This is a genomic window from Pseudomonas sp. P7759, from assembly GCF_013386445.1.
Classification (GTDB): domain Bacteria; phylum Pseudomonadota; class Gammaproteobacteria; order Pseudomonadales; family Pseudomonadaceae; genus Aquipseudomonas; species Aquipseudomonas azotoformans_A.
On sequence record NZ_JACART010000034.1, the window covers coordinates 58,181 to 73,073 of the forward strand.

4 protein-coding genes are annotated in these 14,893 nt (G+C 62.9%); 2 read left to right on the forward strand and 2 right to left on the reverse strand.

From position 1 onward, the window contains the following. Window positions 1-112: 112 nt before the first annotated feature. Window positions 113-1,285, forward strand: a complete 1,173-nt coding sequence (locus HX823_RS22915; protein ID WP_177076867.1) for an MFS transporter — start codon at window positions 113-115, stop codon at window positions 1,283-1,285. Here HX823_RS22915 and HX823_RS22920 read toward each other — a convergent pair whose 3' ends face one another. Beyond that, a complete protein-coding gene (locus HX823_RS22920; RefSeq protein WP_033897427.1) occupies window positions 1,286-1,651 on the reverse strand; it encodes a type II toxin-antitoxin system HicB family antitoxin in 366 nt (121 codons plus the stop codon). It lies immediately after the preceding gene. Beyond that, on the reverse strand, window positions 1,648-1,899 hold the full coding sequence (locus HX823_RS22925; protein ID WP_177076869.1) for a type II toxin-antitoxin system HicA family toxin: 252 nt from the start codon (window positions 1,897-1,899) through the stop codon (window positions 1,648-1,650). The genes HX823_RS22920 and HX823_RS22925 overlap by 4 nt, the downstream gene beginning before the upstream one ends. A gap of 209 nt (window positions 1,900-2,108) precedes the next feature. Between HX823_RS22925 and HX823_RS22930 the strand changes: the two genes are divergently transcribed. Then, window positions 2,109-14,893: non-ribosomal peptide synthase/polyketide synthase (locus tag HX823_RS22930; RefSeq protein WP_177076871.1), on the forward strand; the 12,785-nt coding region annotated here is incomplete at its 3' end.

Below are 14,893 nucleotides of genomic sequence, written 5' to 3' on the forward strand. Positions count from 1 at the left end.
TTGACATACGCCGCGTATGTTAAGCATGATTTATCACATACGCACCGTATGTATTTTGCCTCGATTCTTGCGGATAGCAAGTTTCGGGGCATTCATGAAGAGGTCGAGCAGGATGGCAAACCCTTACGCCGAGTTGTTCCAGGTCCCTGGCGCCCGGGCTTTTGTGCTGGCGGGCATGCTGGCGCGCATGCCGGTATCGATGACGGGGATCGGTTTGATCACCATGCTCTCGCAGGTGCATGGCGGCTATGGCCTGGCGGGCTCGGTCGCAGCGGTCTTTGCCTTGGCCACGGCGTTTTGTGCGCCGCAGGTGTCGCGGCTGGTGGACCAATACAGTCAGGGCCGAGTGCTGCCGATTGCCGCATTGATGGGTGGCGGGGCGTTGTTGATGTTGCTGCTGTGTACGCGTCTGCAAGCACCGAACTGGCTGCTGTTCCTGTTCGCCGCGTTGGCCGGATGCATGCCCAACATGTCGGCCATGGTGCGGGCGCGCTGGACCGAGGTGTACCGGGGCCAGCCCAAGCTGCAAACCGCGTTTGCCCTGGAGTCGGTGCTGGACGAGGTGTGCTTTATCATCGGGCCACCGATTTCGGTGGGGTTGAGCGTGGTGCTGTTTCCGGAGGCGGGGCCTTTGGTCGCCGCGTTGTTGCTGGCGCTGGGTGTTACCACCTTTGTGTTGCAGCGTGAGACCGAACCACCTGTGCATGCGCATCAGGGCCACCACGGCCGCTGGCTGATAGCGTCACCCTCGGTGCTGATCCTGATGATCCTGCTACTGGCCATGGGTGTGATTGTCGGCGTGGTGGATGTGGTCAGCGTCGCGTTTGCCCAGCATCAAGGCCAGCCAGCGGCCGCGAGTATCGTGCTGTCGGTGTACGCCATTGGCTCATGCCTGGCAGGGCTGGCGTTCGGTACGCTCAAACTCAAGGCTCCGCTGCCCCGGCAGTTCCTGTTCTGTGGCGTGGCCACGGCGTTGACCACCTTGCCGTTGCTGCTGGTAACCAACATTCCGGGACTTGCGGTGGCCATCTTTATCTCCGGGCTGTTCTTCGCTCCAACGCTCATTGTATCCATGGCCTTGGTGGAGCAAATCGTACCCGCCAGCCGATTGACCGAAGGCATGACCTGGCTGATCACCGGCCTCAGCATCGGCGTGGCCATTGGCGCTGCCAGTTCCGGCTGGATGATTGACCACTTAGGCGCCACCAGCGGGTTCTACGTGGCGTTGGCGGCGGGCGCGGTGGTGCTGGGGGCGGCAGTGTTGGGTTATCGGCGGTTGGGCTAATCAGCTAACCGCAGGGCATGCATCATTGCCATGATGCTGTAAAAACTCATTCAAGGCCTGGCGTGTCAGGTCATTGAGGGTCACTTTTTTGCGGGTCGCCGCCAGGGCTGCCGCCAAGTGCAAGTCATGGCCGACCCGGACATTGAAGGAGCCCTTGCAAGGCTTCTCCGGGGTCTGCCCGAGGGTCTGGCAAGTGGCGAGGTAGTCATCCACCGCCTCCCGAAATGCAGCGTCCAGCTCAGCGACGGTTTTCCCTTCATAGCTCACCAGCGCCTTGATGAACAGAATCTTGCCGAACAGGCAGTTGTCTTCGACGCTGGCTTCGATGGAGCCGATGTAGCCTTTGTGTTTCAGTTGGTTGTTCACTGAATCAGTTCTCCTGATTTCAATTGCTCAATGATCTGGCGCCGAATGTAGTGTTTCAGTTCGTTGCCAGGGTGAGGCTTGTGCAAGGTGATCATTGCACTGGGGTCACCGATGTCGAACTTGACCCGGCTTCCAGCCCCTTCAATCTGTGTGTAGCCCAGCCGATGCAACAGCGTTACGAGCTCAGGCCAGGTAAATGCCATGTGCTCATTGAGCAGTTTGGCGAGCAGCTTTTCATTTTTGGACACGGCGTTCCCTGCGTGTAACTAAATGTAGTTGCAAAAAGTGGTGTTCGTCAATGCTAGCTCGGGTTTGGGTGTCTCTGCTGAGATTGATGTAACCCTTGATGACACCTCGCTCCACGCCTTCCACTCCCCGCTAATTTTTCCCTGTCCGGTTCGTTTTATAGGGACGACGTGCCTTTGTGCTTCCCGCCTATTGCTCCGGACTCCAAGAAATGAATGCTGAAGACTCCTTGAAACTTGCTCGGCGGTTTATCGGGTTGCCCCTGGAAAAACGCCAATTGTTCCTGCAGGCCTTGCAGAAAGAAGGGGTGGATTTTTCCCGGTTTCCGATTCCGGCAGGGGTGGAAGCGGAGGATCGCCAGGCGCTGTCCTATGCACAGCAGCGCATGTGGTTTCTCTGGCAGTTGGATCCGGCCAGTGGCGCCTACAACTTGCCCGGTGCTGTACGCCTCAAAGGCACGCTGAGCCTGGAAGCGATGGAGCAAGCGTTTGCGAGCCTGGTCGCGCGGCACGAAACCCTGCGCACCGTGTTCCAGCGCCAGGCCGACGAGCACCTGTTGCAAGTGCCGACAGCGACGTCATTGGCCGTCGAGCAAGTCGATTTCAGCCACCTCGCTACCGCCGAACGCGAACAAGCCGTCAACGACGCCGCGATCCGTCAATCGCTGCTGCCGTTCGACCTGGAAAACGGCCCGTTGCTGCGCGTGGAATTGCTCAAGCTCGACACACAGGAGCATGTGTTGCTGCTGACCTTGCACCACATCGTCTCCGACGGTTGGTCGATGAATGTGCTGATTGAGGAGTTCATCCGCTGCTACGACGCCCATGAACGCAATGAAGCACCGCAACTGCCGGCCTTGCCGATCCAGTACAGCGACTACGCCCTGTGGCAACGTCGCTGGTTGGAAGCCGGTGAGCAGGCCCGCCAATTGGAGTACTGGCAGGCGCGCCTGGGCGATGAACACCCGGTACTGGAACTGCCCACGGACCGCCCACGCCCTGCCATGCCGAGCTACCAGGGCACACGCCATAACTTCGCGATTGAGCCCGCGCTGGCTGTACAACTGCGCAGCGTTGCGCAAAAACACAACGTTACCCTGTTCATGCTGTTGCTCGGCGCGTTCAACGTGTTGCTGCATCGCTATACAGGGCAAGGCGATATCCGTGTCGGCGTGCCAATCGCCAACCGCAACCGTACTGAAGTCGAAGGGCTGATCGGCTTTTTCGTCAACACCCAAGTGCTGCGCACCGAGCTGAGCGGGCAAACCCTTATCACTGAGCTGCTGCAAAGCATCAAGGAGCATGCACTGGGCGCCCAGGCCCATCAGGAATTACCGTTCGAGCGCCTGGTGGAAGCCCTCAAGGTCGAGCGCAGCCTCAGCCATACGCCGTTGTTTCAGGTCATGTACAACCACCAGCCGGTGGTCGCTGATATTGCGAGCGTCAGCACGGCCTCTGGCCTGGAGCTGGCGCTGGTGGAGTGGCAAAGCCGCACCACTCAGTTCGACCTGACCCTCGACACCTATGAAAAATCCGGCACCCTGCACGCCGCGTTGACCTACGCCAATGACCTGTTCGACGCGGCGTCCATCGAGCGCATGGCCGGGCACTGGATCAGCCTGTTGCAGGCCATGGTGGTCGACGGTGCGCAGCGCATCGGTGAGTTGCCGATGCTGGATGCGGATGAGCAGCAAGTGCTGGTCCTCAACTGGAACCAGACCGCCGAGGCTTATCCGACCGAGCGCGGCATCCATCACCTGATTGAAGACCAAGTGCAGCTCGCGCCCGACGCGCTCGCGCTGGTGTTCGGTGCCACAACGCTGACCTATGCGCAGTTGGATGCTCGCGCCAACCAGCTGGCCCATGCCTTGCGCGAGAAGGGCGTAGGCCCGGACGTGCTGGTCGGCATCTGCGTGGAGCGCTCGATTGAAATGGTGGTCGGTCTGCTGGCCATTCTCAAGGCGGGTGGCGCCTACGTCCCGTTGGATCCTGAATATCCTCAGGAACGCCTGGCCTACATGATCGAAGACAGTGGCATTCAGTTGTTGCTCAGTCAGCACAGCCTGTTGCCAAACCTGCCTGTCGAGGGCATTCAGGTGATTGCCCTGGACCAGCCCGCCAACTGGCTCGATGGCTACAGCACCGACTCGGCAAACGTCACCCTTCACGCGCTGAACCTGGCCTACGTGATCTACACCTCCGGCTCCACCGGCAAGCCCAAGGGCGCCGGCAACAGCCATCGCGCGCTGGTCAACCGCCTGTGCTGGATGCAGCAGGCCTATGGCCTGGACGCCAGCGATGCGGTCCTGCAGAAAACCCCGTTCAGCTTCGACGTGTCGGTGTGGGAGTTCTTCTGGCCGCTGATGACCGGCGCACGCCTGGTGGTCGCGGCGCCTGGCGAGCATCGCGAACCGGCACGCCTGATCGAGACGATTGGGCAGCACGGCATCACCACGTTGCACTTTGTGCCGTCGATGCTCCAGGCGTTTATCCACGAGTCGGGCGTGCAAGCTTGCACGAGCCTGCGCCGCATCGTCTGCAGTGGCGAAGCCTTGCCGCTGGATGCGCAACTGCAAGTGTTTGCCAAATTGCCCCAGGCCGGGCTGTTCAACCTGTACGGCCCAACCGAAGCCGCCATCGACGTCACCCATTGGACCTGCGTCGACGAAGGCGCCGACAGCGTGCCCATCGGTCGCCCCATCGCCAACCTCGGCACCTACGTGCTCGATGCCCAGCTCAACCCGGTTCCCGCTGGCGTCAGCGGCGAGCTGTACCTGGGCGGCACTGGCCTGGCTCGTAGTTATCATCGACGTCCGGCACTTACTGCCGAACGTTTTGTGCCCAGTCCTTTCGGTGACGGCACGCGCCTGTACCGCACCGGCGACCGCGTGCGTCAGCGCGCCAATGGCGTCATCGAATACCTCGGCCGCCTCGACCATCAGGTCAAGCTGCGTGGCCTGCGTATCGAGCTGGGTGAAATCGAGACGCGCCTGATGCAACACCCCTCGGTGCGCGAGGCGGTGGTGTTGGTGCAAGGCGGCAAGCAGCTGGTGGCCTACCTGGTGCTGGAAGACCAGGCGCCGGTCGATCTCAAGGCCTGGCTGCTCAGCAGCCTGCCGGAGTACATGGTGCCGACCCATCTGGTGCACCTGGCCAAGCTGCCGGTGACCGCCAACGGCAAGCTCGACCGCAAGGCCTTGCCGGTGCCGGATGCCGCGCCACAACAGGCTTATGTCGCACCGGAAAATGACCTGCAAAAAGCCCTGGCTGCCATCTGGAGCGATGTGCTGGGTGTGGAGCAGATCGGCCTGGAAGACAACTTTTTCGAGCTGGGCGGCGATTCGATCATCTCCATCCAGGTGATCAGCCGTGCGCGCCAGGCGGGGATTCGCCTCAGCCCGCGGGACCTGTTCCAGTACCAGAACATCCGCAGCCTGGCGCGGGTGGCGACTTTCGAGCAGGCGACGATCATCGACCAGGGGCCGGTCACCGGCGAGGTGATCCTTACGCCCGTGCAGCACAGCTTTTTTGAGCAGGCGATTCCAGCGCGTCAGCATTGGAACCAGTCGCTGCTGCTGACGCCACGGGAAACCCTGGAACCTGCACGGCTTGAAGCGGCCTTGACCCAACTGATCAACCACCACGACGCCCTGCGCCTGCGGTTTGTGCAACAGGCTGACGGGTGGCGGCAAACCCATGCCGAGCCTGTGACCACGGCCGAGGTGTGGCAAACCCAAGTCGCTGACGACGCTGAGTTGGCCGCACTCTGCGACGAAGCCCAGCGCAGTCTTGACTTTGAGCAGGGCCCGTTGTTGCGTGCTGCCCTGGTGGCGATGGCCGACGGCGCCCAGCGCTTGCTGTTGGTGGTGCATCACCTGGCGGTAGACGGCGTATCGTGGCGCATCCTGCTCGAAGACCTGCAACAGGCTTACCGCAATGCCGCGTTGCCGGCCAAGACCAGTGGCTATCAACTGTGGGCGCAGCAATTGCAGGCCCATGCGTTGACGCTGGGCGAGCAACTGCCGTACTGGCAGGCCCAGACTGCGAGCGCCGATCTGCCGTGCGATAACCCCCAGGGCGGCCTGCAAAACCGCTTGGGCAGCAAAGTCGATATTCGCCTGAGTGCCGAACATACCCGTCAACTGCTGCAGGACGCGCCAGCGGCCTACCGCACCCAGGTCAACGACCTGCTGCTGACCGCACTCGCACGGGTCATCAGCCGCTGGAGCGAACAGCCCGCCGCGCTGATCCAACTGGAAGGCCATGGCCGCGAAGACCTGTTCGACACGGTTGACCTGAGCCGCACTGTCGGCTGGTTCACCAGCCTGTTCCCGGTACGCCTGCAAGCCGATGGCGAGCTGTCGGGTGCAATCAAATCGGTGAAAGAGCAACTGCGCGCCATACCGCACAAGGGCATCGGCTACGGCCTGCTGCGCTATCTCGGGACGCCTGACGCCCGTGAAGCCCTGTCGAACCTGGCTACACCGCGCATCACCTTCAACTACCTGGGCCAGTTCGACCGCCAGTTCAACGAGTCGGCGCTGTTCGTTCCGGCTGCCCAAGGCAGTGGGCAGGCCCAGGATCCCGAGGCGCCGCTGGCTAACTGGCTGACGGTGGAAGGGCAGGTGTATGGCGGTGAACTGGCCCTGCAGTGGGGTTTCAGCCGTGAGATGTTCGATGTCGCGACGGTCCAGCGCCTGGCGGATGACTACGTGGCCGAACTCAAGGCTTTGATCGAGCATTGCTGCGACACGCCGGCAGGGCAAGTCACCCCTTCCGATTTTCCGTTGGCACGCCTGACCCAGCCGCAGTTGGACGCCTTGCCCATCGCCGGGCCGGCGATTGCCGATGTCTACCCGCTGTCGCCGATGCAGCAGGGTATGTTGTTCCATACGCTGTACGAGCCCGAGGCCGAGGCTTACATCAACCAGTTGCGCCTGGACATCGACGGGTTGGACTTGCTGGCATTCGGTCGGGCCTGGCAGGCCGCGCTGGACCGCCATGACATCCTGCGCAGCAGCTTCCACTGGCTCGGTCTGGAAAGCGCCCACCAGGTGATCCAGCGCCAGGTGGATGTGCAGTTGCAAGTCATCGAAGACATCGACGCCGACTTTGATGCGCTCGCCGCTGCCGAGCGCGGCAAAGGCTTTGTGCTGAATGCGGCGCCGCTGTTTCGCCTGATGCTGGTGCGCGGTGCCGGCACCGCCTGGCATCTGATTTTCACCAGCCACCACATCCTCATGGACGGCTGGAGTAACGCCCAGTTGCTCGGCGAAGTCATCGCTCACTACGCCGGGCAACACGTGCCGACGCCGCTGGGGCAGTTCCGTGATTACCTGGGGTGGTTGCAGCAGCAAGCCTCAGGTGAAGCGTTCTGGAAAACCAGCCTGGCACCGTTGCAAACGCCGACCTTGCTGGCCCAGGCGCTGCGTGTGCCGACCGACGGCAAGGGAATGGCCGATCATCAGGTGCTGCTGAAGGGCGATTTCACGCAGGCCGTCGGTGAGTTTGCCCGCCGCCAGAAAGTCACCCTCAATACTGTGCTGCAAGGCGCCTGGAGCCTGTTGTTGCAACGCTATACCGGGCAAGACTGCGTGGCCTTTGGTGCCACTGTCGCAGGCCGCTCGGCGCCATTGCCGGGGGTCGAACAACAACTGGGCCTGTTCATCAACACACTGCCCATCATCAGCACAGCCTCGCCCGCGCAGTCGGTTGCCGGCTGGCTGAGCGAACTGCAAGCGCTCAACCTGAGCCTGCGCGACCACGAACATGTGCCGCTGTATGACATCCAGGGCTGGGCGGGGCAGCAGGGCAGTGCGCTGTTCGACACCTTGCTGGTGTTTGAAAACTTCCCGGTGGCCGAAGCCTTGAAACAAGGCGCTCCCGCCGGCCTGGCGTTCGGCCGCCTGCACAACCATGAACAGACCCACTATCCGCTGACCCTGGGGATTGAGTTGGGCACCAGCCTGCGCCTGGAGTTTGGTTATGACCAAGCGCGTTTCAGCGCACAGCAGGTCGCTCGACTGAGTGGCAACCTGCAACATTTGCTGGTTCAGATGCTCGCCGATGCCCAGGCACCGCTTGGCAATCTGCGTCTGCTCGAAACCGTTGCCCAGCGCGACGTGCTCGCCCTCAGCCAGTCGGCAGGTGCCGCACAAAATGACCTGCGCGTGCACGAACGTATCGCCGCCCAGGCCGCTGCCACGCCGGAGGCGCTGGCGGTACAAGCAGGCGATGCACGCTTGAGCTATGCACAGCTCAATGCTCACGCCAACCGTCTGGCCCATCGCCTGTTGGCGCTGGGCGTTGGGCCTGGCCAACGCGTCGGCCTGGCGGCTCGACGCGGTCCGCAATTGATTGTCAGCTTGCTCGCCGTGCTCAAAAGCGGCGCCGCCTATGTGCCGCTCGACCCGAGCTACCCGGTGGATCGCCTGACCTACATGCTGTCGGACAGCCGCCTCGATCTGCTGCTCAGCGAAATCGGGTTGCTTGCCGACCTGCCGCTGCCTCAAGGGCTGGAGCGTGTGGACTTCACCGCCTCCGGCACAGAGTTGGCAGACTACCCGTCGACCAATCCACTCAATCACACAAGCGCCGCTGACCTTGCGTATGTGATCTACACCTCCGGCTCCACTGGCAAGCCCAAGGGTGTGGCCATCGATCATGCCGCCCTCGGTCAATTCTGCGACAGCGCCGAGGCCTACAGCCGCTTGAGTGCTGCGGACCGCGTGCTGCAATTCGCGACCTTCAGCTTCGACGGTTTCGTCGAGCAATGCTACCCACCCCTGTGTGTCGGCGCTGCGTTGATCATGCGCGGCGATGAGCTGTGGGACGCCGGGCAATTGGCCCGGGAAATCGTCGAGCAAGGCGTGACCCTGGCGGATTTGCCGGCCGCTTACTGGTACTTGCTCGCCAAGGAATGTGCTGTCGACCCACGCCGCCTGGGCAACCTGCGCCAAGTGCATGTTGGCGGCGAGGCGATGTCGGTGGAAGGGCTGCGCGCCTGGCACGTCGCTGGCCTGGGCAATGTGCGCCTGGTCAATACCTACGGGCCTACCGAGGCAACGGTGGTGTCCAGCGTGCACGACTGCCAGTTGGCGGATGCCAGCGACGCGTTTGGCGTGCCGATTGGCCGGGCGATCCAGGGGCGCTCCTTGTATGTGCTGGACAGCGGTTTCGACCTGTTGGCAACAGAGGGTGTTGGCGAATTGTGCATCGGCGCCGAACACGGCCTGGCCCAGCGCTATTTCGACCGTCCGGCGCTGACCGCTGAACGCTTCTTGCCGGACCCGTTTTCTGCCGTGCCGGGTTCGCGTCTCTATCGCAGCGGCGACCTGGCCCGTTACAACGCGGCGGGTGCGCTTGAGTATGTCGGGCGCATCGATCATCAAGTGAAGATCCGTGGTTTCCGCGTGGAAATGGGCGAGATCGAAGCCAGCCTGCAAGCCGTGCCGCAGTTGCGCGAAGCCGCCGTCATCGCGCAGTCGAGTGCGACGGGCACGCAATTGGTGGCGTACGTGGTGCCCGTCAATGGGCAGTCCCTGGACTTGCCCGCATTGGCCGCCACCTTGCGCCAGTCCCTGCCGGACTACATGGTGCCGGGGCATTGGGTCATCCTCGATGCGTTGCCGTTGAACAGCAACGGTAAGCTCGACCGTCGTGCGCTGCCGGCCCCCGACCTGAATCAAGCGCGCCAGGCCTATGCGGCCCCGCACAATGCCCTGCAAATGCAACTGGCCGCCATCTGGCAAGCCGTGTTGCAGGTGGAGCAGGTGGGCCTCAATGACCACTTCTTCGAGCGTGGCGGCCATTCGCTGCTGGCCACCCAAGTGGTCTCGCGGGTACGCCATGACCTCAAGCTGGAAGTGCATTTGCGCACGCTGTTCGAACAGCCGACGCTGGAAGCCTTCGCAGCGGCTTGCGCAGGGTTGCAGACCACCACGGCACTGCCGCTTGTGGCAGTGACACGTGACCAGCCGCTGGCGCTGTCGTTTGCCCAGGAACGCCAATGGTTCCTCTGGCAACTCGACCCGGCCAGCGCTGCCTATCATGTGCCGAGTGCGCTGCACCTGCGCGGCAAGCTGGATGTCGCGGCGTTGGAGCAGGCGCTCCAGGCCCTGGTGAACCGTCATGAACCGTTGCGCACCACCTTTGTGGAAGAGGGCGAGCACACCTGGCAAGTCATTCATCCAAGCCTGGCTATGCCGATCGAACAGCAGCGCGTGGAGGCCTCGGCCATCGAGCACGCCGTGGCGCAGGAAATCCAGCGCCCGTTCGACCTGGTGACTGGCCCGCTGATGCGCGTCAAATTGCTGGAGGTCGAGCCTGAGCACCATGTGCTGGTAATCACCCAGCACCACATCATCTCCGACGGTTGGTCGATGAAAGTGATGGTCGACGAGCTGGTGGCGCTCTATCAGGGCCACACCCCGTTGGCTGCGCTGCCGATCCAATATGCCGACTATGCCCTGTGGCAACGCGAGTGGATGGCGGCCGGTGAAAAACAGCGCCAGCTCGATTACTGGTGCACACGCCTGGGCACCGAGCATCCGGTGCTGGAGTTGCCCCTGGACCATCCGCGCCCTGCGGTGCAAAGCCATTGCGGCGCGCGCCGGCAAGTCCATCTGGACAGTGGGTTGGTGGCTGAACTCAAGGCCCTGGCCCAGCGTCAGGACGTGACCCTGTTCGTGGTGCTGCTGGCGTCGTTCCAGACCTTGCTGCATCGCTACAGCGGCCAGTCGCAGATTCGCGTGGGCGTGCCGATCGCCAACCGCAATCGCCTGGAAACCGAGCGTCTGGTCGGCTTTTTCGTCAACACCCAAGTGTTACAGGCGGACGTGCACGGGCAGATGGCATTTGAGCAATTGCTCGCCCAGGTCAAGCAGCACGCCCTGCAAGCTCAGTCTCACCAGGACCTGCCGTTTGAACAGCTGGTGGAAGCCCTGCAACCGGAGCGCAGTCTCAGCCACAACCCGCTGTTCCAAGTGATGTTCAACCACCAGGACAACCTGCGCGCCACGTCGGTGCGGTTGCCTGGCCTGGACTTGCAGCCGGTCGACTGGACCGGGCACAGCACACAGTTCGACCTGAACCTGGAGACTGAAGAGTCCGCTGACGGTCTGTGGGCGTCCCTGACCTATGCCACCGACCTGTTCGACGCCGCAACCGTCGAGCGCTTGGCCGAGCACTGGCAAAACCTGCTGCGCGCCGTGGTGCGCGATGCCTCACAAGCGGTGGACGAACTGGCGATGCTCAGCGCGTCGCACTGGCAACAGATGGTCGAGACCTGGAACGACACGGCTGTCGACTATCCTCGCGAGCGCTGCGTCCAGCAACTGTTCGAGGCTCAAGCCCTGGCACAACCGGACACGCTGGCACTGCAATTCAATGGCCAAGCCCTCAGCTACGGCGAACTCAACCGCCGCGCCAATCGCCTGGCCCATCGCCTGATCGCGGCTGGTGTGGGGCCGGACGTGCTGGTGGCGGTGCATGTCGAGCGCTCCCTGGAGATGGTGGTCGGCTTGCTGGCGACCCTCAAGGCCGGTGGCGCGTATGTACCGCTCGACCCGCAGTTCCCGGCGGACCGTTTGGCTTACATGCTTGAAGACAGCCGCGCCCGCGTGTTGCTGACCCAGCCACCTCTTGAGGGGCGTCTGGTACAGCCGCAGGGGCTACAGGTGCTGATGGTCGAGGATGCCGACGCTGCCGAGCACAACCCGCACGTCAATGTCACACCGGAACACCTGGCCTACGTGATCTACACCTCCGGTTCCACGGGCAAGCCCAAGGGGGTGATGGTGCGCCACCAGGCGTTGTGCAGCTTTACCTGTGGGATGGCCGACACGCTGGGCATCGTTGCTGAAGCGCGGATGTTGTCGCTGACGACATTCTCGTTCGATATCTTCGCCCTGGAGCTCTTTGTACCGCTGACGGTGGGCGCCACCGTGTTGTTGAGTGACCAGGCACTGGCCCTCGACCCGGAAGCGATCATCGACCTGGTGCACAGCCAGTCCGCCAACGTACTGCAAGCCACGCCATCGACCTGGCGCATGCTGCTGGAGAGCCCGCGTGCGCCACTGCTGCACGGCATCAAGAGCCTTTGCGGCGGCGAAGCGTTGCCGACGGACCTGGCCCAGCGTCTGCTCGACCTGCGAGGGACTTTGTGGAACCTGTATGGACCGACGGAAACCACCATTTGGTCGGCCGCCCATCGCCTGCACGTGGCGCAGCCTTTGGTCGGGCGGCCTATCGCCAATACCGCATTGTTCATCCTCAACGCCGGGTTGACACCCTGCCCGGTAGGCGCGGCTGGTGAGCTGCTGATCGGCGGCGTTGGCCTGGCGCGGGGTTACCACGAGCGCCCTGCGCTGACGGCCGAGCGCTTTGTGCCCAACCCGTATGGCGAGCCCGGTGAGCGTCTGTATCGCACCGGCGACCTGGCCCGCTACCGCGTCGACGGTGTGGTGGAGTACATCGGCCGGGTCGACCATCAGGTCAAGGTGCGTGGGTTCCGCATTGAACTCGGCGAAATCGAAGCCTGCCTGCGCGAGCATGCCGGCGTGCGCGAGGCCGTGGTCCTGGCCGACAACGACCGCCTGATCGCTTATCTGGTCAGCACTGCGCCTGATGCGCCAGAGGTCTACAAGGCCGCCCTGCGCGAACGCCTGCCGGACTACATGGTGCCGGCGCACCTGATGTTCCTCGACAGCCTGCCGCTGACCCCCAACGGGAAGCTGGACCGCAAAGCATTGCCGGCCGTGGACGCATCGCTGCTGAGCAAGGGCCATGTCGCGCCAGTGACGCCACGTGAGCAACAGGTCGCGGCCATTTGGGCCGAAGTGCTGGACCTGCCGCAGGTCGGTCTCGACGACCACTTCTTCGAACTCGGCGGGCATTCACTGCTGGCCACGCGCATCGTGTCGCGGGTTCGCCAGGCTCTGGCGTTGGAAGTGGCGCTCAAGACCCTGTTTGAACACCCGTTGCTGGGCGACTTTGTGCGGGCGCTGGGTGAGGAGGGCGTGACGGCGCCAGCGTTGCTCAAGGTCGATCGCAGCCAACCGTTGCCGCTGTCCTATGCCCAGGAACGCCAATGGTTCCTCTGGCAGTTGGACCCGCACAGCACGGCGTATCACATCCCCAGCGCATTACGTTTGAAAGGCCCGTTGGACTTGTCCGCACTGCAACGCAGTTTCGACACCTTGCTGGCACGCCATGAAAGCCTTCGCACCCATTTGCGCCAGGACGCCGCTGGCACGGTGCAGGTGATTGAAGACTCGGGCCTGATTGAAATCGACCTGGCCGAAGCAGATGAAGCCAGCCTAAGGGCACGCGTCGCTGACGTCGTTGCGCAACCGTTCGACCTGCTGCGCGGGCCGCTCCTGCGTGCCAAGCTGCTGCGCCTGAGTGAAGACGAACATGTGCTGGTACTGGTGCAGCACCACATCGTGTCCGATGGCTGGTCGATGCAATTGATGGTCGAGGAGCTGGTGCAGCTCTATGCCGCCTTCAGCCAGGGGCAGATGCCCGATTTGCCGACCTTGCCGATTCAATATGCCGACTACGCCCTGTGGCAGCGCAACTGGATGGAGGCCGGTGAAAAGGCCCGCCAATTGGCCTACTGGCAGGCCCAGTTGGGCGGCGTGCAGCCGGTACTGGAGTTGCCTTTCGATTACCTGCGCCCAGCGGTTCAAAGTCACCGTGGCGCGCGTCTGGGTATTGAACTGCAGCCGCAGCTCCTGGCCGGTCTGCGTCGCTTGGCGCAGAGCGTCGGCGTGACGTTGCCGATGGTGCTGTTGGCGTCCTACCAGGCGTTGCTGCACCGCTACAGCGGCCAGGAAGACGTGCGTGTCGGCGTGCCGATTGCCAATCGCAATCGCCTGGAAACCGAAGGGCTGATCGGCTTTTTCGTTAATACCCAGGTGCTCAAGGCCGATATCCACGGGCAGATGAGCGTGGTGCAACTGCTGCAACAGGCCCGCCAGCGTTCACTTGAGGCCCAGGCCCATCAGGACTTGCCGTTCGAGCAACTGGTCGAAGCCTTGCAACCTGAGCGCAGCATGAGCCTCAGCCCGCTGTTCCAAGTGTTGTTCAACCATCGCGTGACCTCGGCCGACCATCATTTGCAGCGCCTTGCCGAGCTGGACGTCGAGGTGCTGAGCTGGGATGAAGACGTGGCGCAGTTCGACCTGGCACTGGACGTGGAAGAAAGCCAGACGACGCTGCGTGCCTCGCTGAGTTACGCCACCGACCTGTTCGCCCCGGCGACTATCGAGCGCATGGCTGGCCACTGGCAGAACCTGTTGCAGGCGATGGTTGCCGATCAACAGCAACCCATCAGCCAATTGAAACTGATGGGCCCGGATGAGCAACAGCACATCCTGCAACTGTGGAACCAGACCGACGCCGGCTTCTCGGCCGAGCGTCTGGTGCACGAGCGGGTGGCTGATCGTGCCCGTGAAACCCCGCAGGCCGTGGCGGTGAAGTTCGATGCACAGACACTCACCTACGGCGAGCTGGACCGCCAGGCCAATCGCCTGGCCCACGCGTTGATCGCCCGTGGTGTCGGCCCGGAAGTGCGCGTGGCGATTGCCATGCCGCGCAGTGCTGAAATCATGGTGGCGTTCCTGGCGGTGATGAAAGCCGGTGGCGTGTATGTGCCGCTGGACATCGAATACCCGCGTGACCGCCTGCTGTACATGATGCAAGACAGCCGTGCGCAATTGTTGCTGACCCATAGCCGCGCGTTGCAGCAATTGCCGATTCCCGAGGGCTTGGACACTCTGACGATTGATCGCAGCGAAGACTGGGCTGATTACCGCGACACCGCACCGGACGTGAAACTGGACGGCGACAACCTCGCCTACGTGATCTACACCTCCGGCTCCACCGGCCTGCCCAAGGGTGTGGCGGTGTCCCACGGCCCGTTGGTGGCGCACATCATCGCGACCGGCGAGCGTTATGAAACATCCCCGGCCGATTGCGAACTGCACTTCATGTC